Below are 25,570 nucleotides of genomic sequence, written 5' to 3' on the forward strand. Positions count from 1 at the left end.
TATACCTAGTTATACTAATTAATTTGGTTAGTTTTGCTAATCAAATTAATTGGCTATATGGATTTTTAATCTCACGTATCGGAGTTAAGCAACCATAAAGGACGATAACTATGAAATTAGCAAAAGCTGTACTCGCCAGCATCTGTATTTTACCGTTAGCCACCATCGCTTATGCTGAAGACGTTAATACTCAAAACTTACGTATCTCTGAAACCTCAATGATGAGTGTCAATGACGCGGCACCAGCAACCATGAAAATGCACAATGATAATGATCATATGGGTGAAAAATCGAACGCCATTCAAGACGGCAGCGATGTAGAAGTGGACAAAGAAAGAACGTGGCGCTGGCCTTGGCAGAAGAAGAACAAAGAAGTAGCGACACCTGAGCGTCCAAAGTGCTGTTAGTTCATTAACTATAAAGGACTACCACAATGAAACTATTTAAAGCCATCTTAGCTAGCACCTGTATTTTACCGTTAGCCACCATCGCCTATGCTGAGGATATCAATACCCAAAACTTACGCATCTCTGAAACCTCAATGATGAATGTTAATGAAGCCGCACCCTCAAGTATGCAGAAAAAAGAAAAAGTACCGACAGACAATAAATCCAGTGCCATTAATAATTCAAATGATGTTGAAGTAGATAAGGAAGAGGGATTTAGATGGCCTTGGCAAAGAAGAAAAGACAAAGCTCTTGAAGCTATCGAAGACTTTAAGAATCAATCAAGACCCTGAAGAGGCTCAGAGAGAAAATCCATCATGTGGATCATTTGATGGTAAACCTAACGTAGCTTCTGATAGTAGTTTCAGCTATTCAGAGTGGTTTGTTGATATTAAATACTTTTACACAAGGATGTATATTATGAATATTTATAAGCAAATAACGATACTGACACTGAGTATGTCTCTAATAGGGCTCAGCCATGCTGCCGATGATATGGCGGGTGCCAAAAGTGGTGTGACTGTCACGGAGAACAGTGCGATTTCGGCGTGGACGCATAATTGGAGCACCACTGGAAAAGAGAAGAAAAAGGGCAAGGCAAACATGGTGTCCTCAAAGGTGAGCTTACCGTTGGAAGAGGATGCATCGCAAGTAGCTCTAACCGAGTTTGCTGAAAAAAACAACATGACTGAAAAAAGTTACGGTGATGTCTGTGGCACTTTTATGGAAGGTCAGATGGCGGAAACCAAATCGCAAGGGCATCGTTGGGGCAAGTCTGATTCGCATTGGACCACTAAGTCATTCAAGATCTTTAAAGCACGTGAATTTACGGGTGGAGAAGAAGAACTGGCGCAAAGCGCAGGTCATCTATTTGGTAAAACTATAAAAAAACATAATTGTATTACTACTAAAGTAGGGATCAATGATGAAAACGTTGAGCTTGAGTCTATGAAACTAACAAAATAATTGAGCAATGCTACATATGCTATCTACGAGTAGAACAAGGTGACAGTTAACATTTAGCTGTCATTTTTTATGTACTAAGCCACATTTTGGAGAGTATTCATGAAAACCTTTTGTTATCTACTGGTAAGTCTGCTTTTTTTGTATTCTGCTCAAGCCACTGCCCTAAATACCAATGAGAAAATGATCAATGAACTGTATCAAGATACTGAGCTTGATATTGATAATGTAGATGACGTTTTTGCATACGTGCTATCACAGACTGGCGATACCCTCACTATTTACCCTTCAGAAGGCTATTATTACTTTAACTTTTACCATCAGGGCAATTTAATAAAAGGCAATATGTTGGTAGGTCATAAGTTAAGACAGCAGGGCAGCTTATCTTTTATATATTTTTATGACATAGCCGGCAAAGAACGGGGGGAGTTTAAAACGCATCATAAGCTATATAAATCGTCAGATATATTTAGCTTGAAAAGTTATCGACCTAACTTATATCAATTAACTTTCAAAAATATCAAAAAAAATCTTGAGATTCATCAGATAGAGGCGGATGCTGATTTTGTAAAGACGCTTGAGAGTCAAGGTTTTGAAGTAAATCTACCCATGATGGATGATTCGGGGGTTACGTTTTATTTGGCATTTCATCCTACTACCAATAACTTCTATTATATTAATCCTTTATCCAGAGATGATGAATTTTATTATCCTTTTGGCGAGGTGCTTAAAGTGGGTGCTAGGACTCAATTTGTGTACTTGCCTATGGAAAAGTTTGCCATATTAGTAGGCGTTAATGCCAATAATGTTTATAAAAATAACTATTACGATGGTCCTTTTGATCAGCTCCCTGACGAGGCGTTAGCTAAAATAGACTATAAATCTTATTTATATCGAGTAAATCCGAGTTGGAAAAATGAAATATATGATGATGGTTATTTTATAAATGACCCCGATGCCCGTGTCGCACTGACCAATTATTTTGAATATCTATCGCTTGATGAACTCAAAAAAATTCAACCTTGTGCGTCTGATAAAAATCCGCTGCAATGTTTAGAAGACAGTGGGATGCGTTTTTGATTTTGCACGATGCTGTCTCATATAAGAACACTGCTAGTTATCGCCATACATTGCATAGCAATTGATGATAGGACATCAGGCGAAAATATAGTCTATAGGATTTCCATAGTAAAAAACGCAATAGGGCTTAACACTTCTTAAAGTTTATCTAAAGTAAAAATTGATATTATCGTTGTAATACAATGAATTTATTATTTGGTCACTATAATTTTTTGAGTGAATAATGATAAGTAGCCACGACGTTTAGACAGGTGCGCATAAGTACCTCTGTCTGACTATGACTAACTTTCAAATATCAATCCAAACGAGAGCATGTTATGACCCTTACAAAAACAGTTAAAGCTTTCAGCTTGCTTGCTATTGTCACTGCCATACAAGTTTCATCACTGACCTCTGCCTACGCCCATGACCTTAGTGAACATACCATCGCTGCCAAAGTATGGCAGATCACAGGCCAGCCTAGTGTCGCTGCTGATTTTATTAAATTAGAAGACGATACTGTTTATTTAACCGACAGTCACCATCAGCTACTCTCTTTTAACTTGTCAGACTTTTCAGCCAATGATCAAACCTATATTCTGGAAAAAAACGCCCATATTCAAGCGATCAATCAGCTAGCAGTGATTGAAAATCTAGTAAGTAGTAATCAATTAACGGCTATCCAAAATCCAAGCGATACTACTGTTATTGCCAATGATAATGGAACGGCACTAAACAAAGCTGATGCGGCAACGTCTGTTATGACGAGTAACAGTGACACACGCTCTGTTTTATTCTTCTACCTCTTGGGCGGCTTGGTCTTAGCGAGTGGTTTGATTTGCTTTTATGTTTTGAACATACGCCACAAAAAAAACCGAACCTCAAAAGTAGCTTATTCAGTTTTTGGTGTATTGGGTTCAGCTGCTTTGCTTGTGGCTTGTAGCAGTACTGAGACGGCCCAAAATATCGGTGCAAAGACTAAAGAGGCGGTTGCTCATTTGCCAGTACCTGCCAATGATACTGACTTTATGACGTCAGTATTTGGCTCATTCGATAACGTCAGTACTCATCATGATGATAAATATCTGTATGTTGAATCAAACGGTATTCCAAGTCACGAGATGATGACGGGTATCACCAGTTGGCAGCAGCAAGTACCTATCGATCATGATTATACTGATGATAACAGTTGGGTCATTCCCTTACAGCCTGAGCTTGCCGATGAGCCTTTAATGGCCAAAGACAATTTTATGAAAGGGGCCATCGCTATTGCAGCTAATGGCATTCCTATATTCAACCCATTAAACAATCGTGGTGAGGACGCCAAAGCATTCGGAGAGTTAGACAATTGGGGCGGGCATTCTGGACGCGCTGATGATTACCACTATCATCTTGCACCAACCCACCTACAGTCACAAGTTGGTGAAGGTAAGCCCATTGCTTATGCGCTAGATGGCTTTCCTGTCTATGGTGAAACTGATGATGAGCTGGATGAATATTTAGGCAAATTCAATGAAGACGGTAGCTATGAATACCATGCTACTTCAGAGTTTCCGTATTTAATTGCCGGTTTGCGCGGTAAGGTCACTGTGAATCCAGATACGACAGCGCCAGAAAATGAGATTGCACCGCAAGCGCATACGCACGGCGTTCGTCCAGCGCTAACGCCTTTGCGCGGAGCCGAGATCACAGATTACAAAATTATAAGCCCGACTCAATATAGTCTAACGTATACCCATGACGGTCAAGAGCATAAACTTAACTATGGTTGGGGTGCTACTGAAGCGACTAAAGATACTTATACTTTTGAGTTTATTGATCCAGAGGGTACGACCGTACAGACTTATAAACGCACTGATGATACACAGAAAAAATAATGTGCATCTAATGATAATAATCAGTTATAGAGACAAATAAGCTGAGTTTTAGACCATCTTATATAATGCTAAGGAATCTTAATGAAACCTATTTTAATACCTGCTTTGCTAACCACGACACTATCTGCTGTATTGCTAGCGGCGTGTAGCCAAACTCAAATAGACTCAGCAGCTACCGATGCCAATGAGCAAACGACAGCATCAATAAGTAGTGCAGATGCCAGCAGCTATACTGGTACCGCTAGCTTAACCCAAGGTGTTGCCCAGACTGACGTGACAAACGCCTATGAATGTGACCGCGGTCGTCAAACCAACATCGGCAGTATCCAGTCAACTGACGGTAAAACATGGACAGTACCAGCAGCGACCAATTTGCTCAATACAGATTTCCCAGTGGCATCTGACTTAAACAACCCTTGTACGGGCAACGACTATCGCACCGCCAGTGAAGCGTTAGCTCAACTCGATGGCTCAGACATCATTGAAATAGATGCAGATGGCGGAGTGTATACCGCTTACGTCTTTGCAGATAATTATTTTGAGATGTACGTAAATGGCGTAGCCGTCGGACGTGACAATGTACCATTTACTCAGTTCAATTCAAATATAGTGCGTTTCAAAGCAAAAGCACCGTTTACCGTTGCTATGCATTTGGTAGATTGGGAAGAAAACTTAGGTGTTGGTTCAGAGAGTAATAATGGCTCAGAATTTCATGCAGGAGATGGTGGTCTAGTCGCTGTGATCAAAGATAAAGATAACAACATCATCGCCAAGACTGATGAAAACTGGAAAGCACAAACCTTTTATACCGCACCGATTAGAGACTTATCCTGTGTTAGTGAGTCAGGTAGCGAGCGACTATCTAGTAATTGTGTTACCACAGCTAATGTACAAGACGGTTCGGCAGATTATGGCTTGCACTGGGAATTGCCTACCAACTGGCAACAAGCAGACTTTGATGACTCTAGTTGGCCGAACGCTACCACTTATAGTAACCAAACCATTGGGGTAGACAACAAATCAGCTTATACCAATTTCATAGATATTTTTGATAATGAAAAAGCAGATGCTGAATTCATTTGGTCAAACAATGTAGTACTCGATAATGAAGTTATCGTACGCTACACAGTAAATGGATCATAAAATCTGGAAAAATATTGGTGTTTTTCCAAACGAGCTGACAACACACATATTTAGGTTGGCGGAAATTATTTTAGAAAAATGGAGCAAGCCAATTATATCGTTGGCTTGCTCTAGTCAATCCTCTATAAATTGGGTACGGTGTCAGTCTCGCTTAGCCTACTACTTGTAGTGCTTTCACTCGGCTTCCTTGTATCCAAATCATATTGAACCGACTATATATAACCTAAAAACAGGTCATACGTTAGAAAAAACCTCGCTATTTGTATGAGTATCCAATGCTTACTCTACATACAACGATATGTGCATAAACTACTGACTGGTAAATACCACTGTCTTCGTACCATTAGCAGATGGCTGCCTTAGTGTGACCTTGCTCGCTAAGATATCGCCTTTAGCATTGATTTTGTAGCATTCGGATGAAGTGCCTATAGGATCAGAGCTCAGTAATAAGTTTTTTGAGTTTTCTATACAGAGCCATGCCGTATTATTGGTGTCTCGCGTAAGAGCCCAGTCTTGCTCATACGACCCTATTTTTTTACGCATACTGCTGTCAGCATAGACGGTTTCAGTCATCAACTTATTTGAGTCACCAACGGTAGCCATTTTAGGAATGATGGTTGTCTGGTTTGATAGCGAGTATTTGCCCGTGCTATCTGTGAAACCATGAAACACTAATGGATTCAGGGTAAAGTAATTAATAGCAACTGACTGATCAGTAATTCGATTATTCACTTTATTGATAGTATTTACTTCGGCACCTTGCACCGCTTTATTATTGAATTGAAAGCTGCCTTTAGGCGTGATTTGAATGTCTGCTGAGGCACTTTGATTACCTACAATAGCAACCAATTTTTCACTCCGTTGTTTGGTATAGATGTTGAGCATCGCAGTCTCAACGGGGTATTGAGTCATTATGTTGTTTGGGTTGGTATTAACCATTGTCCCACCACTTATGCCACTAGCACAAGCGCTCAATCCCAGTCCTGCTACTACTCCCAGTGCTAAATTTTTCATAAGACCATCCTTTTATTTGTTTTAATCTATTTAGATTATCATGGATTGAATTGAGGAGACGCACTAGTACTTACTATAATTGAATTTTCCGCTACTCGCGTCTGACATTCGTTAATAGCAGTTTTGTGATGGTTATAAATGCTATAGCGATTGCAGACTTCTATTAGACTGGTTGATGAGAAACGAGAGCTCAGGTATTGAAAGTACAGATTAGAGTAAGCAGCTGTATGCTAATGGTTGAACGAAGCCTTTGAAACGTTGGCACAATCATAGAGTTTGCTTCATACAAATAGCGCCCATTGCAGGCGCTATTTTTATGTCACTTTTATGAGGCAAGATTAAGAGTGCTTAGTGCTAAAGCTAGTAATATGACAGCTAGCTTTTAGTACATAACTATGTCTAATAATTGGCTTTGATTTGTGTTTCTATGAAATCAGCCGCAACAGTATTGTACAGGTCACAATCGACAACATCGGCCGTAAAGTCTGTATCAGTATCTTCTTTAACGCCTTTTTGATAGAAATCAGAATCATAGACCAAACCATTGTACTCAACAGCAGCTACAATATTGCCATACTCATCAGTATATCTAGCAGCTGACAGTTCGTTATTGAGACCAACTTTTTCTTGAACGAGGTTTTTTACCACGTTGCCTTGTTTTTGTTCGGCGATCCATTCATTAATAGTGATTTTTTCCCTAGAAGCTTGCTGATAAAAATAATAATAGGACTGAGATGGTGTCTCCTGAAAAATATAACACTGAGAGCCAGTAGGGAAGGCAATACTGTCTGGGAAATAGTCATAGTCTAAGACAGTGCTAATGCCTGTGTCAGCATTATTGGCTAACTTCTTGATACCGCTAAGGTCTAAAGTTTCGATATCATAAACACTATCAATGGCTGCATTATCGGTCTGAATTCTTGATTCAAAGCTGTCACTATCAGTAAATTTTAGCTTGTAGAATCGGTTGTCAAACTCATCACTCACTTTTATGAATACTTTATTGCCAACATAGTAGTTTGAGTTATTTCCCTCATCATCTCTGCTGTTTTGATAGGCAGTAGCCGAGCTGCCCACAACGGTAGAGATGGTTTCTGTAAAGCCACTATTACTAAATTTGTAGGCAAGCTTGCCCCATCCCTCTATATACTCATCATTTGACACATCTGTAAAAGCATCGAATACGGTGTAATTCAGCTCATTATTGATGATAGGGCCAGTATTGTCATTGTTGCCTACTATATATTCACCGTCATCATCACCGCCGCATCCTGTGAGCAATAAAGCACTGGTCAATGCGATACTGGCATATAGCTTGTTTATTTTCATATTGTTACCTATCGTTAGTTTCCCGTAAGAAAGTAATCATAGTAAAAGGTATGCTAAATTGCAAAACAAAGTTTCAGTTTTAACACTGTCGCTACAAAGATCGCTCGTCTCGCACTTTTGAAAGGTAAGGAAACTAAAAACAGTGAGAGGGGCAGTAGAGAATGACTGAGAATGGTGCGCTTTATTATGATCGAGATAAGATTAATGATGGGCTGGCTAAGATGTATTTGAACAAGTGATGCATGATATCTTTATCGTAATTATCATAGAACAGTAGTTAAAAAGGATCAGTTGTCTGCTAACTAAAATGACCCACGTCAGGCGGGTCATTTTAGGTTAGGTTTTGAAAAGATGATCAACTCTGGCGTACCTGCATGCCCCATCTCAACTTGCAAGCCGTATTATGCTGAAAAAACTATAAAGCCAAACTTGGCAAACTAAGCATATTAACAGTAGTTCAAAACCGCCAACTTTCACGGTTGGCTCATCCGTAAGTTTTCGCATCTAAGCCCTCCCAATAGGACTATTATTAATGGCTTAAGCTAGAAATAGATCTGGGGAATCAGTCATACTTAGAGTTATTTTTATCAGTCATGAATACAAGTCTAAGTTACATAAAGAAAACATTTGTTTAACATTATTTAAATTGGAATCCAGTGGAGAATAATATACATTCCGTATGAATTTTTAACGATGGGAGAATCAGTTCATGGTACGCTCTGGTGATAAATTGGTATGTACGGATGGGAATCCGTTTTTTAAAGCAGGATCGACATATACTGTTGGCAACATCGTAACGAGTAAACTCTTTGAAGTAAAAGTAGGCGCGAATGATGAGTTTTGGTATGCTACGGAAGATAGTGAGGGCATATCTGTTCGCTTTAATTCAAAAGAAACGGCAATTAATGATGCTTGGTTTAGTTTAGCAAAATAAACTAAACCCGTTTTTTGGCAGATAGGCCCTCTGCAAGATTGATGTTCGCTTGTCTTAACGACAGATAAGATAATATTCAAACCGACTAATTTTTAAAATCTTGTTATTATATTAGCAGCGGGATTACGCTTAATATTGCATCAGAAGTAAGCATGACAACTATGACATTCACTCTATAAACCATTAATTGATTATCGTCGCATTCAATCAATTTACTTGAAATAATATGGTTTGCTTATCTGTGCGCCTGTACTGACATTTCAACTGGTTATAGTATCTATGATCAAAAACTATCCATCAGGTTGTGAGCGTAAATCTGTGAGCACATACTACTTGTTTTTGGTAGGTAAAGTATTTACGGTATTTCTGATTATTTATTGGTCTCTATGCCGACCACAAGCACAATAATCATTTTTTATTTCCTCTATCTTAATTGGTACAGCATATAACCATTGCATACCGCCATCACTATGAAAATAGCCATTTTCAAATGCTACGATATAAGCGGTAAAGTCATTACCGTCATTATCCATCATTGCTTGTTCATCGCTCTCGTCATCGACAGCACACCATATGTTTTTATAACCACTTTTTAACATTGCACGCGCTAAATCACTACCTCTTAGCTCTTTATCCATAACACCTCCAAACCGATAGACAATAAGGCTATCTCTTTTAACTTAGCAGAAAGAGGTTAGGTTTTATATTAATTTCGGATGAACGGAGGCCTAGCTTGTGCCTACCTTTGGTTAAAAAGTTGAATGTTCAACAGGCCTTGCTCACCGATACATCGCAGACCAAAATAATAGCTTACATACAAAACCGCCCGGATTGTTATAAATTGGGGCGGTTTTAGTTTATCTAACACTAGCTGAGCAGTAGCGTTAAATGCCTAATTTATAGGCTATAAGTCAGCTCATAGCTATGACTATATATCTCAACGATATTGCCAAATGGATCTTCCATATAGATCATACGATAAGGTTTTTCACCTGGGTAGTAATAACGGGGTTTTTCCATACGCTTTTTGCCGCCAGCTGCGATGATGCTCTCTACAAGCTCTTCAAGATTCGGATCTTGGACACAGAAGTGAAAAATACCTGTTTTCCAGTATTCAAAATTATCTTCAGGATCTTCCTGATTCTTAAATTGGAAAAGCTCTATACCCACTCGGTCCGCAGTGGATAGATGCGCTATGTGTAAATGACTCCATCCTTTACCAAATATTTCTGTACACATTTGACCTACAGGGCTATCGTCTTCGACGATTTTGGTAGGTGCTACGATAGTATACCAACCCATTACCTCAGTATAAAATTTGACGGCCTTGTCTATATCAGGCACTGACAGACCAACATGCGAAAAGCTTCTGGGATAAACATTACTCATTGCTTGTGCTCCTGTTTGGATATGACTCAGTGGGCAAACGTCCTTTTGCTATTTAAAAATAGCACTATGAGAAATGAAGCTGTGTTGTACAAGCACATGGATAATGAAGTGAATTGTAAAATAGCTGTCTGTTAATAAAATATATTATTTTTCAATGAGATATGTTCGTTTAAAGGTACAGGTCCTAAGCATTATCTTTTTTATCGGTATCAAGTGGTTTAATGCAAGGACTTATTGAGGATTGAATAGCGATGTATGCACGCTACTTCTAGAAGTTACTGAAAAGACGATCTATAAGAGAAACATAAAGGGATGTAGTCACCGCCGCCTCAAGACTTAACGGCTTTGGCCAACCATTCTATAATCTTACGGGCAGGAGCTTCGACCAAACACTGGGGACAATTAAGGTAGGTCATCACACAATCATTTAAATCAGTTAGCATGTGAAGTAATAATCCCAAACCAATTATTTTATAAGGCTTCGGTAAAAATAACATAACCACATATCCTGCCATCGCATAATAAGTGTGTAGTGGATGAAAGTTAATACTGCAACGATTAGGTGAAAAGATAGGAGTGGCCAGCAGATGATCTAAATCCACCAGCATGGTTGCTAATAAGATTAAATATACCCGTTTATAGTCATTACGGAAAAAAAGATAGGCGATAATCAAGGGCATGCCAAGATGTAAAAAATAATGAATAGCGGTTTGAACCATCGCTTTTTCCAATTTGAGGTAGTTTGTTGAAACAATGAAAAGAGTCGTTATTCCAAAAATTTTCTTCGAATTACTCGTATGTAGTAGATCTTGGACTTGCTTATTCTTGGACACACAACATGGCATGCCTACCGTACCCTTGATTAGTTGAACGCAGACCTTGTTATGTAGGGCGAAGAGCACGAAACCGATTAAGCAAGACCACTGCCGCCTACCTTCTGTTATGGCGGCGGTCAGTGTCTTAATCGCAGGCCTGCATACCTAGGGTCAGGATCCTAAGCTTGTCTGGTCACGGATACCGATTGGTTGACAAATTCTATGGAGCCGAAAGCGGTTAAGAACGCGACGCCAGACGCATCGGATCCAACACCGATGCGGGCCATCGTGTTGGCATCTGCCATGCCGGTCGGATCAATGAGGTGCCAGCTTCCCCCGAGATAGACCTCGGCCACGGCATGAAAGTCCTGTGGCGTCACATCGGGCGCATAAACGCTCGCGAACCTAGCAGGTATCGACGACGCACGTGCTAGTGTCACAAGAACATGCGCGAAGTCACGGCAGACGCCCTGACGTTGAACAAAGCTGTCGAGCGCGGTGGTTTGTGCGTGGCTGGATCCAGGCACATAGCTAAACGCCGACTCGATCCAATCACGCATCGCGGCAATCCGTGCGCCGCCAGCGAGATTGCCAAACTCGGCGTCCACGAAAGCTTGGAACTCGTCTGACGGGCAATAGCGAGACGGCATCAAATGTTTGATCGTCTCTCCGGGCAAAAGATGGAGTGGCGTTTGGGGCAGTGCCGATATGTCCAAGATAGGACGGTCAACGGCAATTTCTGCGAGGTAAGTGCAGCTAAAATCCCCTTCGGCGCGGATCCAAATCCGCTCTCCTATGCCATCATCGGCGGTAACCCGTGAAAAATGCGCAACGTCTGATGTCCAAATCTCGGCCGAACGCACCCGCTGATCCGCAAGATCGGCGGCTTCGATCTGAAGTAAAAGGTCCATCGGCGCGGAGAGTCGATAATGGAGTTTGACGTTAATTTTCAGGATCATGTTTGAGCTCTCTAAGGGTATTGATCGGGCAGGCTATATCAGAGACTGGTTTACTTGAGTCAGGTAGCAATGCCTGACAGGGTTAAATTATCATAATACCGCTTTTCAAACACAAAAGGCGAGACATAATCAACTGCATGATGCAGTCGGGCTTTATTAAACTATTTCACCCATTCAAGGGTTGCCAGCTCAACATCGTTTACCCCGTGCTACTGCTTCTTTATATACTCAATCACCTCAGACTTATATAGCCCGTTGACGGTTTCAACCAAGGCGTTATCGTATGAATCGCCTGTCGTGCCAACGGAAGCAATCACGCCGAAATCAGGCATACTAGAAGTATTACGAATGGATAGATACTGAACACCGTGATCACTATGATGAATCACATCTTTGGGCTTGTTTATGCCTGCTAGCGCTTGATTTAACGCTACCATTGCTCCCATATTTTTGAATATGTAAAAGAGGATAAAGAGAAAAATACTGAGAAATAGGTTCTAGCTTAGAATTTGAAGTAGAGGTCAAAAAGAGGGTTTTAATTTTAATGGTTTTTGAGGGTTGGTCACGTTTTGGTCACCATTTGCTCACCTTCGCTTTTTCAATTGATTTGAAGCTGATTAAATAATCATAACTATGAGTTGATGCAAGCAAGAATTTTCCTCTACAGCCCATATATTACAGACAAAAAAAGCCCCAATCGTGAGATTGGGGCTTTCTAAATATTTGGTAGGCATAAGCAGACTCGAACTGCTGACCTCTACCATGTCAAAGTAGGTCGACCAAAATAAATATTATGACGATATCCTACATGTACCTATTTTATTGGACTACAGATATTATATGATTGAATAATTGTGATGTAAATTGTAATCTAATAAAATTTAACTCGTATTTGGGCACTGTGTTTTTATAGTATTTTTACCTCTACTCTATTGTTGGATTAGACCAAAAATATTGAAAGTGAATCCCTAAATGATAAGTAAGTAGAGCCTTCTCTTGCTTGATATTCAGAGAAAGGTGACAGGAGGGCTAGCTGCTGCTTTTGAGATTGATACAGTAATGGAGACTATTCAGTCGGGGATAGTGTTAAATATCTATAGTTTGAAGACCAAAAAATAGACTATGGTCCAGCCTATTTTCTACAGTGATGAAAGGATTAGTTACTACAAGATTTAATGATTTGATAGAGAAGGACATGATGCAAAAATCTGAGGCTTCAGGACGTAATACGAGCTATGAGTTAACTCTGGAGAGGTTTTATAATGGGTTCAAGTCTATCGTGTTAAGACAAGGTATATGAACAAACTCTTGTTAATACGTTTAGCTTACCAAGTTTAGGTGTACGGTTGCTTCAGCATAGCTCAAACATCCTTTGAATCTCAGACTCAAAGGATGTTTTAGATTAATACAGCAATTATTAATGGCATATCAAATTAGAGACAACGTCGCTTATTATTCGTAGTTTGCCACCACATTATTTCCATCAAGTTTGAATTTATAAGTATTGAGCACAATACTCTCATCATCTAAACACTGACCAGTAGCTAGGTTAAAGCGTTGCTTATAGATGGGCGAGGCCACATAAAGGACTTCTTTTGCTGTTCCTGTATCATCTGTAATCGTGGTTCCACCAATCAACCCCCGTGACAGTACATTGGCTTGACTGAATGGATCGTAGTTATCAAGAGCGAATAAATCGTTCTGTTTGGTACGAAAAATAGCAATTTGTTTGCCATCTATCAGGGCGCAGACACCGGTTTCAGGAATGATATCGTCAAGTGTACAAATAGTCTGTTGGTTCATGAGGCGGTATCCTTAGTGATGATAATATTGCTCTGTATGAGTGATAAATCGTGAGTGACAAGCTGCAATTTGCAAAACATGATTTGAGAAAAATGAGTCAAAAAACATGAGTCAAAAAATAGCGCCTTGCTTTTTGCGATAACTAACAAGGCACTCCTCCTTGGCTAGGCCAATTCAACCAGGTTGATGGTTGCTTTTTCCGCATCAGTCGCTGGGCGAATCTGCTCACGATCAGTCACGAAAACGACATTATCATCGCCTTTCTCACTGTTTACAAAATGACGGAAACGTTTGAGTTTTTCGGTGTCATTAATCGTCGCCGCCCACTCGCACACGTAATTGTCGACCAATAATTGCATTTGTGCTTCGAGCTCCTCAGCGATACCTAAACTGTCCTCAATAATGACTGCCTGTAGGTACTCAAGTCCTCCTTCAAGGCTTTCGCGCCATTTGGAGGTGCGCTGTAGCTTGTCCGCTGTTTTGATATAAAACATAATGATGCGGTCGATATATTTGACCATGGTTTCGGTATCCAGATCGGTGGCGAACAGCTCGCCATGACGCGGGGTAATACCACCATTACCGCAGACAAATAGATTCCAGCCATTTTCAGTCGCAATCATGCCAAAGTCTTTACTTTGCGCCTCAGCACATTCGCGCATACAGCCTGACACACCCATCTTGATTTTGTGCGGTGAGCGTACGCCTTTATAACGATCCTCTAATCTCAAGGCGAGGCCAATACTGTCATCGACGCCGTAGCGACACCAGTTATTACCGATACAAGATTTTACGGTACGTAAAGATTTACCATAGGCATGGCCAGTCTCAAAGCCTGCTTGTACCAGTTGCGTCCAAATATCAGGCAATTGCTCCATGCGTGCGCCAAACAGATCGACCCGCATCCCACCAGTGATTTTGGTGTACAAATTAAACTGTTTCGCCACTTGACCCAGTACGATGAGCTTGTCTGCAGTGATTTCACCACCCGGCACACGCGGTACGACGGAATAAGTGCCGTCTTTTTGGATATTACCTAAGTAGTAATCGTTACTGTCCTGTAGCGGTGTCAGCTCGGTTTTGAGTACGTAGTCATTCCAGCACGATGCCAAAATAGAGGCGACCGTTGGTTTACATATCTCACAACCGTGACCGCTACCATGTTCAGTTAGTAATTCATCAAAGGTTTTGATACCGTGCACGCGAATCAGGCTATATAAATCTTGACGAGAATAAGCAAAGTGCTCACACAAGTCATTGTTTATTTCAAAGCCCATGGCGGTGAGTTGATAGCTGACCGTATCTTTGACCATAGGGGCGCAGCCACCACAGCCACTACCGGCACTGGTCATAGTTTTTACATCGCTGACGGAGTATGCGCCGTTTTCGACGGCCGAGCAGATAGCACCTTTGGTCACGTTATAACAAGAACAAATCGTGGCGGTATCTGGCAGATTGTCGATGCCCATCACGGGTTTTTCGACATTAGGTAGTATCAGACTTTCGGGATGTGCGGGTAGATCAATGTCATTTAAATACAATTGCAGTAAGTTGTTATAGTCTTCGGTATCGCCGACCAATACAGCACCAAGCAAGCGTTTGTTATCAGGTGTGGTGACCAGTTTTTTGTAGATGCCTTCAGCAGGATTTTGATACAGATAGCTTAAACTGCCGTCACTCGTGCCATGTGCATCGCCAATACTGCCCACATCCACACCCATCAGTTTTAACTTGGTGCTCATGTCGGCACCCGTAAATGTCTGCTTGCTATCACCAGCAATTTGCGCGGCACAGATACTGGCCATGTTATAACCGGGAGCCACCAGGCCAAATACTTTGTTGTCCCATACTGCGCATTCGCCTACGGCATAAACATGATCGGCATTGGTGCGACATTGCTCATTAATCAAGATGCCACCGCGCCCGCCCATTTCGATACCGCATTCGGGGTTGTTTTTGATGAGGCCATCTTGCGGTCTAATACCGGCGCTAAATACAATCATATCGGTTGTTAGAGAGGTGCCATCTGTAAACTCCATGGTTAAATGTTGTTCATCACCGCTGGTGTCATCAGAGTTGGGTGCAGTATTAGACAGAATCTCTTTGGTGTTTTTGCCTGTCAGTACTTTGACACCCAGTGCTTCTATTTTTCGCTTTAAAATCTCACCGCCAGCGGCATCGAGCTGAACGCCCATCAATTGCGGCGCAAACTCGACCACATAGGTATCCAGCCCTAGCGTCACGAGCGCTTTTGCGGCCTCGAGTCCCAGTAGACCACCACCAACCACTACGCCTTTTTTGACAGTGGGCAGCTCAGCAATCGCTAAAATCTCATCTAAATCCGCAATGGTTCGGTATACGTGGCAATGCGGATGCTCGCGGCCTGGGATGGGTGGCACAAAAGGGTATGAGCCCGTCGCTAGCACCAACTCAGAGTACTCAATAATCTCGCCTGCCTCAGTAGTAATACGCTGACTGGCCGAATCGATATCTACAATGCACTGATTCAAATGCAAATTAACTTTTGATAATTCATAGGCTGTTAAATCTACTAGGTTCAGCTTACTGGCATCTTTATGTTCAAAATAGCTCGACAAATAAACACGGTCATAAGCAGGGCGGTCTTCTTCAGCAAATACATGAATGTCAAATTGCTGGTGTAGTCCTTGCTCAATTGCTCGTTCAATAAAGTGATGACCGACCATACCGTTGCCAATCACCACCAAATTGCCTTTACTTTCTGTGCTCAATGCAGTGCTACTCATGCGTCTGTCCTTAGTAATGGGGCTGGTTGAGTACGGTCATCGTTTATTTTTTTATCACGCTATAAACGGCTCCGTCCCTCAACAACAGCTGATAAACAGCATTTAATACCTACCATTACAGAGCATTCAATAATCATGCCATGGCACTTTGATTAGCTAGGTTTTTGCGCGTTGCTATTAGACATAAAGGTATGCCGTATCGGGAGCAGTCGCTTATGTACAAAGGTTTTTGCGTGAGCATGATTAGCGCTACTATTTGCCAAAAATCAGGGTGAACATGATTATTAACGATAGCGATATCAAAAATTAATGCACCAAAATAGACACTGCATTGCCCCAAGTTGGATGTTATTGCTGTTTATAAGGGAGGCTGATGGAGTGTTTTAAACCTGCTGTGTTAATGCTTTATTAGCATAAGCGTCAGGTGTGGCGATGGTTATAGACCCGCCAGTAAAGGCGCTTGGATAATTAACGAGTGCTGACCTTTATACAGATTTGGCAGCGTACACAAATAACTGGCATAACCATTGCACCGCCTGAAACATTGCTACTTATCATATTTGAACACTGCATTTTTTGAACACTTAGTACCTTTAGTACGTTGTCAGAACCCTGAAGTTAATCATTTGAGGAAGTTGCCTATGTCATCATCAGCCCCCGTTGCGCCTAGTAAAGACAAGCTTAATGTTTTGTCATTTACGGGTAAAAATAAAATCCTTCATTTAGGTTGGATGGCATTTTTCCTTACCTTTTTTGTATGGTTCAACCATGCACCATTTCTATCAGCGATTGGAGAAACACTCAATCTGAGTAAAGATCAAATCAAAACGTTACTCATTTTAAACGTGGCATTGACCATTCCTGCCCGTGTGATTATCGGGATGCTGACAGACCGTTTTGGCCCTCGTATTGTTTATACCGCCATTTTAGCCATTGGTGCTATTCCTTGTTTTACCTTTGCGTTCGCTCAGGATTACAATACCTTGGCGCTGTCTCGGTTTTTACTGGGTTTTGTGGGTGCAGGTTTTGTGGTGGGTATTCGTTTGATGAGTGATTGGTTTCCAACCAATGAATTGGGAACGGCTGAGGGTATTTATGGAGGGTGGGGTAATTTTGGCTCGGCAGCAGCGGCACTGTTATTACCGACTATAGCGATTGGTGCAGCAGCAGTGTTCGGTGGTGATGAAGGTTGGCGCTATGCAACAGCTACATCAGGGGTCGTGATGGCGCTTTATAGCATCATTTTTTATAAGATGGCGCGTAATACACCCAAAGGGGCTACTTATTTTAAACCCAAAAAATCAGGTGCCATGATGGTGACGTCATCAGGTGATTTTTGGTTAATGATGGTTTTTAAACTGCCTATGTATTTGGCATTGGCATTATTGGCATGGAAACTATCACCTGATGGTGTGAGCTTGCTGAGCCAGTCTAGTGTCACTATGGTCTATATTGGCCTTGCGATACTGTATGTTTACGAGTTCATCAGTAGCTACCGCTTTAATAAAGAGGTTTTCACCACGCCTGTACCAGTGGCGCATCGTTATGATTTTAAGCAAGTAGGTATCTTAAATATTTTGTATTTTGCTACGTTCGGCTCAGAGCTTGCCGTCGTGTCGATGCTACCTTTGTTTTATCAAGAAACTTTTAGTTTATCGATTGTGATGGCAGGGGTATTGGCATCGAGCTATGCCTTTATGAACCTTATGTCACGTCCAGGCGGCGGTTGGCTCAGTGATAAGTTTGGTCGCAAAATAACTTTGTTGATTTTGACAGCTGGTTTGGCCATCGGGTATCTGTTGATGGGCTTCCTTGACTCAACGTGGCCATTGGCATTGGCACTATTAATTACGATGTTTTGCTCATTCTTTGTACAGGCAGGTGAGGGTGCTGTTTTTGCGGTAATTCCTTTGATCAAACGCAGTATGACAGGGCAGTTTGCAGGGATGACAGGCGCGTATGGCAATGTTGGGTCAGTGGTGTATTTAACGGTGCTGAGTCTGGTGTCTTATCAGGTGTTTTTCTTTGTGATTGCCGCCACAGCAGTGGCTGGATTCTTTGCATTGTTTTTCTTAAAAGAGCCAGAAGGCATCATTATTGAAGAGATGCCAGATGGCACATTTGCCGAAATACAAGTGAGTCATAGATAGTACGAGGTGAAGACAGATGACGATAGCACACGCCAATAGAAACAATAGTCAAAATGCGGATGGTGATATGTACCAAAACGCTGATGAGATGGCGGTTCATTTTAATACAGGCAATCCGTCATCTCTAATAGGCTCAGGTCAGTTTGTTGCCAATGATGTCAGCCAGAGTATTGATAGCCACGCTATTGATGAAACTGGTCACAGTAAGGATGTTGATGATGCTAGCGCTGCATTATGGTGGCTTGATTTTTTCACTATGGCAGGTCGCAAGACGGAAAACCAAGACAGTTTACTTATCACCACCTGTCTACCATATCAATGTTCAGGTACAGAATCATCTAGTGCAAATCGCTCAATATCTCAAGCAAGATCCTACCCACCCTCATCAGCACCGTTATTGGTGCTCATGGCAGATGGGGTCAGTGCTTGCCAGTTTCCAAAACAGGCAAGTAGGCTGGTGGTGAATACTATTGCTCACAAAATAACCTTGGGATTGACCGAATTGGCACACTCACAAGATGAGTCGCCATCCATCAGTTTTGACGATGATCAAGTCGCTAGTCTCATCAAAACGGCAGTCAACAAAGCCAACGACATCTTATATTTTCCTCAAGCTTATCAACGAGTGCCGCCGTTGTTGTCTACGTTATCAGGCTTGCTCTGTATCGGTGACCGTATTCACCTGTTTCATACAGGCGACTCTCGAATATACCGCGTTGGGGTAGATTGCCTGACAGTATTGAGCAAAGATCACCGCGTGCACCGCGGCCAAGACAAAGGGGCGCTTGCTGCAGCTATCGGCGCAGATAGCCAGTTAGAGCTACAACAATCGGTATTTACCCTCCATCAAAACGAGTGTTTGGCCATCATGACGGATGGGGTGTATGAGCATATAGAGCCCACAGAGTTGCAATTTGAGCTGTGCAGCAGTGCGACTGATATATTTCAGTTGATGGCTACTACACACAAATTACCGCTAGGGTTTAACACCAGTCAAGCCGTGTGCGAGCAAGCCTTTAGTGCAGGTAGTCATGACAATCTAAGTATGGTTATGCTGAGTATGAACACACGGTCAGCCCATTTTACTTCTATCAATGGTTCTAAAGGTATTGGTCATTTTGATGGTATTGACTTTGATAATCTGGATACAGTCATACATGATGTGAATCGCTACCAGCTTCCAACTGGTTTACAGATAGGCGACCATATTGATGGCTTTACTGTGATTGGTATTATCGCTCGTACGGCTCGCAGTCACGTGTACTGGGTGCAAGATGAATACAATAATGACTTTGTTCTAAAATCACCCAGTTTAGATTCGGTCGCCGATGGTCACTATCTGCGTGATTTTTTAAAAGAACGTAAAATTGGTTTGAGCCTATCAAAACATCGCCGCGCGGGCGAGTCGGCTTACAATCAAGCTGATCCCAATCGATTGTCTGTCAATCCTGCATCCAACAATATTGGTCATAACATGGGTTCTGGACTTAGTGAATCGGGGCTGCTGCGTTACTATCCAGTACCAGCAAGTACCACATACTTATATCATTTGACTGAATATATCGCCGGTGAGAGTTTACGGGACTTTATGGATCGTCATGCGCCTTGTGATGTGTGGCAAACCTTTGATTTACTCACCAAAATTGGCATGGCGGTTCGGGTCATGCATCGCAACTATCTGCTGCATCAAGACATCAAACCCGAAAACATTCTTTTAACCAAATCAGGCGCGGTCAAACTCATTGATTTTGGTTCCGCCAGTTCCTCTATCTTAAAAGACAGCACCCGACCACCAAATGGTGATTTGCACTATGCTGCACCAGAATATTACACCGATGCACCAAAAGGCGTGCATTCTGACTTGTTCTCGATTGCAGTGATTGGCTATGAACTGCTGACGGGGCAATTGCCATTTAATACCCAGACACTAATGATGCCAAACCAAACATTACTGATGCCCGCGCAGCCGCTAAGGCAGCAGAACGTACCTGACGCCAGCCAACAGGCACTCATGCGTGCGCTGCATGTCAATACTAACGCGCGCTATCAAGCCATTGGTGAGTTTTTACAGGATTTTAACCCCGATAATAAGGCGCACAGCCGCGACCCAGAACCTCTCATTAAGCGTAACCCTCTACTGGTATGGCATGGCATTTGCTTCATAGAGTTTGTCATCATTTTATTGTTGTTGGCATACTTTTCATGACACGCTGTTTTGCATTCAATGCTGCTCCGCGCGGCTAAGGAATTTTCTGTTTATGTCGCTATCTATGTCGCAAGCCGCCACTACGGTAGATACTCATACCAACAATCACGCCTTAGTACCGGGTCATCAAAAAAACGCTGGCATCGTTATTATCGGGGCGGGCATGGCAGGCAGTCGTTTTGCCATTGAGCTTGCTCGCACGCAATCAAATGATGACACCGCCCGTTTGCCAATTACGTTAATCAGTAAAGAGCCGCACGTGGGCTATAACCGTATCATGTTATCACCCGTACTCTCAGGAGAGTCGGTTTTTGAAGAGACATATTTATACGAGTTAGCAGAATATGAGCAATTGGGTATCACGGTATTGGCTGGCACGTCGGTAGATGCAATCGAAACCAATCAGCAGTGTGTCAAATTGAGTGATGGACAAACCCTAGATTATACCGAGCTGGTGCTGGCTACTGGCTCACAAGCTCGCGTCATCCCTTTTGCCAATCATGATGCTAAGGGGGTTCATGTATTTCGAGATATTGCTGATGTGCAGGTATTGACGGAGTACGCGCTCCAAGAAAAAAAGGGTCTCGTCATTGGTGGCGGGGTGTTGGGGCTAGAGGCCGCCTGCGCTTTGGCGTCTCAAGGGGCAGATATGACAGTTGTTCATGTCGATAGTCATGTTCTTAACCGACAGCTTGATATGCCTGCCGCTCATCTGCTACAAGCAGAGCTCTTGCGTCGAAGTGTCAGACTGGAGGTATCAGCCAACACAGAATGCATTACGGTCAATGATCAACACGAGGTCAATGGTCTGTTGTTAAAGGATGGCCGCACACTGCCAGCAGACTTTATTGTCATGGCAGTTGGCGTCATCCCCAATATGACACTGGCGCAGCAAAGTGGTCTTGAGGTTAACCGAGGTATCCTTGTAGATAACTTTATGCATACAAGCTGCCCTCATGTCTATGCGATCGGTGAATGTATAGAGCTAGATGGTGAGCTGTTCGGTATGGTAGCCCCTGTCAACCAACAGGTCGATACTTTGGTTTCTGTTTTAAAAGCGCCACGCGTCTCAAGTCGCAAGACAGCCAATAGTGACTCACAACTAAACAAATCTAAAAACCACTGGCGTCCCTTTATCAGTAAGCCTTTATCTTTAAAATTAAAAGTATCTGGCATCGCGGCTTTTTCAGCAGGTCAGATCGCTTTTGATGACAGTGAAATGGCACAGATAGAGCGGGTGGTCTATCAGCAAACGAGCCTCAATCATTATCTTTGTCTCTATATTAAAGCAAGCAAACTTATCGGTACAGTACTATACGGGGATGTGAGCGAAGGGGGGTTTTATAGTCAGCTGATTACTGATGGCAGTGATATATCATCGATGAAAGAAGACCTGGTCTTTGGCGAAGCCTATTGCGATTTAGAGAAAATAGAAGCAGCTGAGCCCGAATCCGCCTTGCCAAGTGTCGCAAACCTAATAGGAGAGGCATCATGAGCAGCGCCATCTTAAATGACGATCAAGACCTCAGTGTTGTACCGCCCTCTCGCATTACGACTTACACTGAGGATTTGATCAGACCTATTCGTACCACTTGTCCTTACTGCGGTGTTGGCTGCGGCGTACTAGCAAACATTGATGAGACAGGGACCATCAGCGTGACTGGTGATCCTGATCATCCAGCAAACTTCGGTAAACTCTGCTCAAAAGGCAGTGCATTGGCACAAACACTGGGTACTGAGCGCAGGTTAACTCAGCCTTATTATCAAGATAAACAGCGATCGATGGCAAAGGATCAACCTACCCATACTCAGCCTGCCGAGTGGGAGTCGGTGTTGGACGATATTGCCAGTCGATTGAATAACACCATTGTGGCACACGGGCGTGATAGCGTGATGTTTTATGTGTCAGGACAGCTGCTTACCGAGGATTATTACGTTGCCAATAAGTTCATTAAAGGCTTTATTGGCAATAATAATATCGATTCCAATTCACGTCTATGCATGTCCTCAGCGGTTGCAGGGCATAAGCGTGCTTTTGGTGCAGACTTAGTCCCTAGTAATTATGAAGATTTAGAGTCCTGTGATTTATTGGTGTTGGTGGGCTCCAATATGGCGTGGTGTCATCCTATTTTATTCGGGCGGTTTTTATCAGCCAAAAAAAGTGATGCCAATAAAAAACTGATTGTGATTGATCCGCGTCGTACTGATTCTTGTGAGTTCGCCGATTTGCATTTACCCATTGCTGTTGGCACCGATACTCACTTATATAACGGACTGCTGCATTATCTTGAGCAAAAAGGCTGTAGTGATAAGGACTATCTTCAGCAGTGTCAGGATGTCACGCCCGCCTTAGAGGCCGCAAAAACGTGGACGATTGATAAAGTGGCGACGGCATGCGGTATCAGTGAGGATCTTGTACGGGAGTTTTATGAGCTGGTCGCTGCAAACGATAAAACAATCACAGCATTTAGCATGGGCGTCAACCAGTCTGCGAGTGGTACTGACAAGGTCAATGCTATTATCAATACTCATTTGTATACTGGGCGAGTAGGTAGGGTAGGTGCAAGTCCGTTTTCACTCACTGGTCAGCCAAATGCGATGGGAGGGCGCGAAGTTGGTGCATTATCTAACCTGCTTGCAGCGCATTTAGATTTAGATAACGAGCAGCATCGTCACTTGGTGGCTGATTTTTGGCAAGCACCGCAGCCAATTGCTGCAGAGGTTGGGGTAAAAGCTTGTGATGCCGCTGATGCCATACTAGATGGTCGTATAAAAGCCATTTGGATTATGGCGACCAACCCTGTCGTTAGCTTGCCTGAAGCCGATAAGTTTCGCCGAGCATTGGCTACCTGTGAGTTGGTGATTGTATCTGACTGCTCCGTAGACAGCGATACGGTTAAGTGTGCAGATATTGTTTTACCGGCACAGGGTTGGGGGGAGAAATCAGGCACAGTGACCAATTCGGAGCGCCGCATCTCTCGCCAACGGGCGTTAATGCCCGCGCTCGGGCAAGCAAAGCCTGACTGGTGGATACTGTCGCAAGTCGCTAAACGTATGGGATTAGCAGGTTTTGATTACCACCATCCTAGTGAGATATTTAATGAACATATTGCCCTAACTGCTTATGGAAATGATACCAGCCAAGATTTATCAGAAACTAATCAACCGCGCTATCTTAATTTAGCAAAAGATCTTTCGCTAAGGTCGATAGCATCGATAGAGGTAAAGCCAGACCATCTTGAGCAGCAAGATAAAGATGTATTTTCTTTCAGCCATGATACATATAATGTCATGACACCGTTTCAGTGGGGCGGCGCACGTATCGCACCAATAAAAACACGTTTCATTGCCATTACGCCTCCCAGTCACGCCAGCTTACCCAATAGGCATCCGCAACGATTGAGCTCGAAAAGCACTGATAGTAAAAAAAATGATAGCAGTCATATGTTGCATAAGGATAGCTCAGGGGCATTAAATCTACGGCTTATTACAGGTAGGCTTCGCGATCAATGGCACACGATGACGCGCACAGGACTTGCACCGCAGCTCAACCAACACGAATCTGTACCAACGCTCACCGTGCATCCAAATGATGCCAAGCAGCTCGGTGTTGACCAAGGCGATTATGTGCAGCTACGTCCTTGCTATGATAAAAGCTATGAGCCAAACTTATCAATACAGAGCCAGCCGCAGCGCATGGTTGCCAGCAATACAACTACAGACAGTCAGGTGCTCGCACAAGTTGCCATCAGCGACAGTATGAGCGCTGGCGATGCCTTTATGCCGATGCATTGGAGCAATGCCTTTGCTCGTTTTGCGCGCGTAGGCACGCTTATTCCAACGGTCGTTGATCCGCATTCAGGACAACCTGAATTGAAAAATTCCGCAATCAGCGTGATGCCTGTGCCGATGAAAACTTATGGCAAGATTCTGGTGCATCCTGATCTACAAGACACCATTATAGTGCATCTGCGTGAGACCTTATTGAACTTTGAAAAAGAGTCTGAGGATAAAGGTACGCTGACATCTTCCTCTGATACAAATGCAGCTTCTGAAAGAACAAACTCATTGCCTGCACTGACCTGGAGTTTAAGTCGTCAAACCAATAGCGTCTTGATTACTTTAGCCAGTCCCATAGATAGCGTCGTCAGTAAATTGCTTGATTCTGATTATTGGCAGCACTTTATCAACACCTATCAAACATCTCTCGCCAATAAACCCATCAATAGCGCCTTTACTGCTAGCAAACAGGGGAGGCAGCTTCGCTTCATCTCGACCCAGCTAAAGGTTGATGATACAGCGATAGATTGTACATCGCTTGGCGCATCAGGGTCTGACATACCATGCGATCAGCTACTACTAAGCGTTTGTTTTGCGCCGCAAATTACGCAACTGCCCAGTATTCATTGGCTTAACAGTTGCTTTGCTAGTACTGATGCGATACCAGAGAATCAGCGTTATAAGTGGTTACTAGCAGGTCGTCCAGCGACAGGTTATATTGATCCAGGTGCATTGGTATGTTCATGTATGGCAGTTGGAGAGAATATTATTATTGAGACGATTACAAAGCAGCAGTGTATGAGTGCCCATGCGGTCGGAAAGGCATGCCGAGCAGGGACTAACTGCGGTTCATGTGTGAGTCAAATCAATGCCTTGATCGATAGGTATGCGTCTTAAGTATTTTCTGTCACGAGGATTAATCACTGATATGGCATAGG

The 25,570-nt window shown here is 42.7% G+C and carries 19 protein-coding genes and 1 pseudogene; 11 read left to right on the forward strand and 9 right to left on the reverse strand.

What is annotated here, in order from left to right:
• Nucleotides 1-110: 110 nt before the first annotated feature.
• From IP510_RS05675 to IP510_RS05700, 6 genes are all read left to right on the forward strand, one after another.
• Nucleotides 111-407, forward strand: coding sequence for a hypothetical protein (locus tag IP510_RS05675; protein WP_194363816.1), 297 nt, complete (start codon nucleotides 111-113; stop codon nucleotides 405-407).
• Nucleotides 408-433: 26 nt separating this feature from the next.
• Complete coding sequence (locus IP510_RS05680; protein ID WP_194363817.1) at nucleotides 434-739, forward strand: hypothetical protein; 306 nt, start codon at nucleotides 434-436, stop codon at nucleotides 737-739.
• 127 nt (nucleotides 740-866) lie between these two features.
• Entirely contained in the window at nucleotides 867-1,412 is a 546-nt protein-coding gene (locus tag IP510_RS05685) for a hypothetical protein (protein ID WP_194363818.1), read from the forward strand.
• Between the two features lie 99 nt (nucleotides 1,413-1,511).
• Nucleotides 1,512-2,489, forward strand: a complete 978-nt coding sequence (locus IP510_RS05690; RefSeq protein WP_194363819.1) for a hypothetical protein — start codon at nucleotides 1,512-1,514, stop codon at nucleotides 2,487-2,489.
• 317 nt (nucleotides 2,490-2,806) lie between these two features.
• Nucleotides 2,807-4,345 carry a YHYH protein gene (locus IP510_RS05695; RefSeq protein WP_227669532.1) on the forward strand — a complete coding sequence of 513 codons (1,539 nt, stop codon included), beginning with the start codon at nucleotides 2,807-2,809 and terminating at the stop codon, nucleotides 4,343-4,345.
• 81 nt (nucleotides 4,346-4,426) lie between these two features.
• Nucleotides 4,427-5,488, forward strand: coding sequence for a hypothetical protein (locus IP510_RS05700; RefSeq protein ID WP_194363820.1), 1,062 nt, complete (start codon nucleotides 4,427-4,429; stop codon nucleotides 5,486-5,488).
• Nucleotides 5,489-5,797: 309 nt separating this feature from the next.
• On the opposite strand, the gene IP510_RS05705 is transcribed toward IP510_RS05700, so the two are convergent.
• Both IP510_RS05705 and IP510_RS05710 read right to left on the reverse strand, forming a co-directional pair.
• On the reverse strand, nucleotides 5,798-6,502 hold the full coding sequence (locus IP510_RS05705) for a hypothetical protein (protein WP_194363821.1): 705 nt from the start codon (nucleotides 6,500-6,502) through the stop codon (nucleotides 5,798-5,800).
• 399 nt (nucleotides 6,503-6,901) lie between these two features.
• Nucleotides 6,902-7,831 (reverse strand): hypothetical protein, encoded by a 930-nt coding sequence (locus tag IP510_RS05710; RefSeq protein WP_194363822.1) that lies wholly within the window; start codon nucleotides 7,829-7,831, stop codon nucleotides 6,902-6,904.
• 709 nt (nucleotides 7,832-8,540) lie between these two features.
• Between IP510_RS05710 and IP510_RS05715 the strand changes: the two genes are divergently transcribed.
• Nucleotides 8,541-8,765 (forward strand): hypothetical protein, encoded by a 225-nt coding sequence (locus IP510_RS05715; RefSeq protein WP_194363823.1) that lies wholly within the window; start codon nucleotides 8,541-8,543, stop codon nucleotides 8,763-8,765.
• A gap of 374 nt (nucleotides 8,766-9,139) precedes the next feature.
• Here the strand turns inward: IP510_RS05715 and IP510_RS05720 are convergent, their stop codons facing one another.
• From IP510_RS05720 to nirB, 7 genes and pseudogenes are all read right to left on the reverse strand, one after another.
• Nucleotides 9,140-9,403, reverse strand: coding sequence for a hypothetical protein (locus tag IP510_RS05720; protein ID WP_194363824.1), 264 nt, complete (start codon nucleotides 9,401-9,403; stop codon nucleotides 9,140-9,142).
• 259 nt (nucleotides 9,404-9,662) lie between these two features.
• Nucleotides 9,663-10,154: a lactoylglutathione lyase family protein gene (locus tag IP510_RS05725; protein WP_194363825.1), complete on the reverse strand. Its 492-nt coding sequence runs from the start codon at nucleotides 10,152-10,154 to the stop codon at nucleotides 9,663-9,665.
• Between the two features lie 329 nt (nucleotides 10,155-10,483).
• Nucleotides 10,484-10,873: a DUF6122 family protein gene (locus IP510_RS05730; RefSeq protein ID WP_194363826.1), complete on the reverse strand. Its 390-nt coding sequence runs from the start codon at nucleotides 10,871-10,873 to the stop codon at nucleotides 10,484-10,486.
• A gap of 275 nt (nucleotides 10,874-11,148) precedes the next feature.
• Nucleotides 11,149-11,928: a transglutaminase-like domain-containing protein gene (locus IP510_RS05735; protein WP_194363827.1), complete on the reverse strand. Its 780-nt coding sequence runs from the start codon at nucleotides 11,926-11,928 to the stop codon at nucleotides 11,149-11,151.
• Between the two features lie 59 nt (nucleotides 11,929-11,987).
• A pseudogene (locus IP510_RS13740) lies at nucleotides 11,988-12,359 on the reverse strand (integrase core domain-containing protein); the annotation flags it as partial.
• Between the two features lie 1,021 nt (nucleotides 12,360-13,380).
• Nucleotides 13,381-13,731, reverse strand: a complete 351-nt coding sequence (gene nirD / locus IP510_RS05745; RefSeq protein WP_191115282.1) for a nitrite reductase small subunit NirD — start codon at nucleotides 13,729-13,731, stop codon at nucleotides 13,381-13,383.
• Nucleotides 13,732-13,895: 164 nt separating this feature from the next.
• Nucleotides 13,896-16,496 (reverse strand): nitrite reductase large subunit NirB, encoded by a 2,601-nt coding sequence (gene nirB, locus IP510_RS05750; RefSeq protein ID WP_194363829.1) that lies wholly within the window; start codon nucleotides 16,494-16,496, stop codon nucleotides 13,896-13,898.
• Nucleotides 16,497-17,056: 560 nt separating this feature from the next.
• Here nirB and IP510_RS05755 point away from each other — a divergent pair.
• Genes IP510_RS05755 through IP510_RS05770 form a run of 4 tightly spaced genes read left to right on the forward strand, consistent with a single transcriptional unit; the run spans nucleotide 17,057 to nucleotide 25,529 of the window.
• Complete coding sequence (locus IP510_RS05755; RefSeq protein WP_339343417.1) at nucleotides 17,057-18,646, forward strand: NarK family nitrate/nitrite MFS transporter; 1,590 nt, start codon at nucleotides 17,057-17,059, stop codon at nucleotides 18,644-18,646.
• A gap of 16 nt (nucleotides 18,647-18,662) precedes the next feature.
• A complete protein-coding gene (locus IP510_RS05760; protein WP_320154179.1) occupies nucleotides 18,663-20,852 on the forward strand; it encodes a protein kinase domain-containing protein in 2,190 nt (729 codons plus the stop codon).
• A gap of 52 nt (nucleotides 20,853-20,904) precedes the next feature.
• The gene (locus IP510_RS05765; RefSeq protein WP_227669534.1) at nucleotides 20,905-22,347 is read left to right on the forward strand and encodes an NAD(P)/FAD-dependent oxidoreductase; all 1,443 of its coding nucleotides are present in this window, start codon (nucleotides 20,905-20,907) and stop codon (nucleotides 22,345-22,347) included.
• Nucleotides 22,344-25,529 (forward strand): nitrate reductase, encoded by a 3,186-nt coding sequence (locus IP510_RS05770; protein ID WP_194363830.1) that lies wholly within the window; start codon nucleotides 22,344-22,346, stop codon nucleotides 25,527-25,529. Before IP510_RS05765 ends, IP510_RS05770 begins: the two co-directional genes overlap by 4 nt.
• Nucleotides 25,530-25,570: the final 41 nt, after the last annotated feature.

Origin of the sequence: Psychrobacter sp. NG254 (genome assembly GCF_015277735.1) — a bacterium.
Classification (GTDB): Bacteria; Pseudomonadota; Gammaproteobacteria; order Pseudomonadales; family Moraxellaceae; genus Psychrobacter.

Excerpts from the sequence above, each read along its gene's own strand:
- IP510_RS05675 (WP_194363816.1), top strand. The coding sequence starts at position 111 with ATGAAATTAGCAAAAGCTGTACTCGCCAGCATCTGTATTTTACCGTTA.
- IP510_RS05680 (WP_194363817.1), top strand. The coding sequence starts at position 434 with ATGAAACTATTTAAAGCCATCTTAGCTAGCACCTGTATTTTACCGTTA.
- IP510_RS05685 (WP_194363818.1), top strand. The coding sequence starts at position 867 with ATGAATATTTATAAGCAAATAACGATACTGACACTGAGTATGTCTCTA.
- IP510_RS05690 (WP_194363819.1), top strand. The coding sequence starts at position 1,512 with ATGAAAACCTTTTGTTATCTACTGGTAAGTCTGCTTTTTTTGTATTCT.
- IP510_RS05695 (WP_227669532.1), top strand. The coding sequence starts at position 2,807 with ATGACCCTTACAAAAACAGTTAAAGCTTTCAGCTTGCTTGCTATTGTC.
- IP510_RS05700 (WP_194363820.1), top strand. The coding sequence starts at position 4,427 with ATGAAACCTATTTTAATACCTGCTTTGCTAACCACGACACTATCTGCT.
- IP510_RS05705 (WP_194363821.1), bottom strand. The coding sequence starts at position 6,502 with ATGAAAAATTTAGCACTGGGAGTAGTAGCAGGACTGGGATTGAGCGCT.
- IP510_RS05710 (WP_194363822.1), bottom strand. The coding sequence starts at position 7,831 with ATGAAAATAAACAAGCTATATGCCAGTATCGCATTGACCAGTGCTTTA.
- IP510_RS05715 (WP_194363823.1), top strand. The coding sequence starts at position 8,541 with ATGGTACGCTCTGGTGATAAATTGGTATGTACGGATGGGAATCCGTTT.
- IP510_RS05720 (WP_194363824.1), bottom strand. The coding sequence starts at position 9,403 with ATGGATAAAGAGCTAAGAGGTAGTGATTTAGCGCGTGCAATGTTAAAA.
- IP510_RS05725 (WP_194363825.1), bottom strand. The coding sequence starts at position 10,154 with ATGAGTAATGTTTATCCCAGAAGCTTTTCGCATGTTGGTCTGTCAGTG.
- IP510_RS05730 (WP_194363826.1), bottom strand. The coding sequence starts at position 10,873 with ATGGTTCAAACCGCTATTCATTATTTTTTACATCTTGGCATGCCCTTG.
- IP510_RS05735 (WP_194363827.1), bottom strand. The coding sequence starts at position 11,928 with ATGATCCTGAAAATTAACGTCAAACTCCATTATCGACTCTCCGCGCCG.
- nirD (WP_191115282.1), bottom strand. The coding sequence starts at position 13,731 with ATGAACCAACAGACTATTTGTACACTTGACGATATCATTCCTGAAACC.
- nirB (WP_194363829.1), bottom strand. The coding sequence starts at position 16,496 with ATGAGTAGCACTGCATTGAGCACAGAAAGTAAAGGCAATTTGGTGGTG.
- IP510_RS05760 (WP_320154179.1), top strand. The coding sequence starts at position 18,663 with ATGACGATAGCACACGCCAATAGAAACAATAGTCAAAATGCGGATGGT.
- IP510_RS05765 (WP_227669534.1), top strand. The coding sequence starts at position 20,905 with ATGTCGCTATCTATGTCGCAAGCCGCCACTACGGTAGATACTCATACC.
- IP510_RS05770 (WP_194363830.1), top strand. The coding sequence starts at position 22,344 with ATGAGCAGCGCCATCTTAAATGACGATCAAGACCTCAGTGTTGTACCG.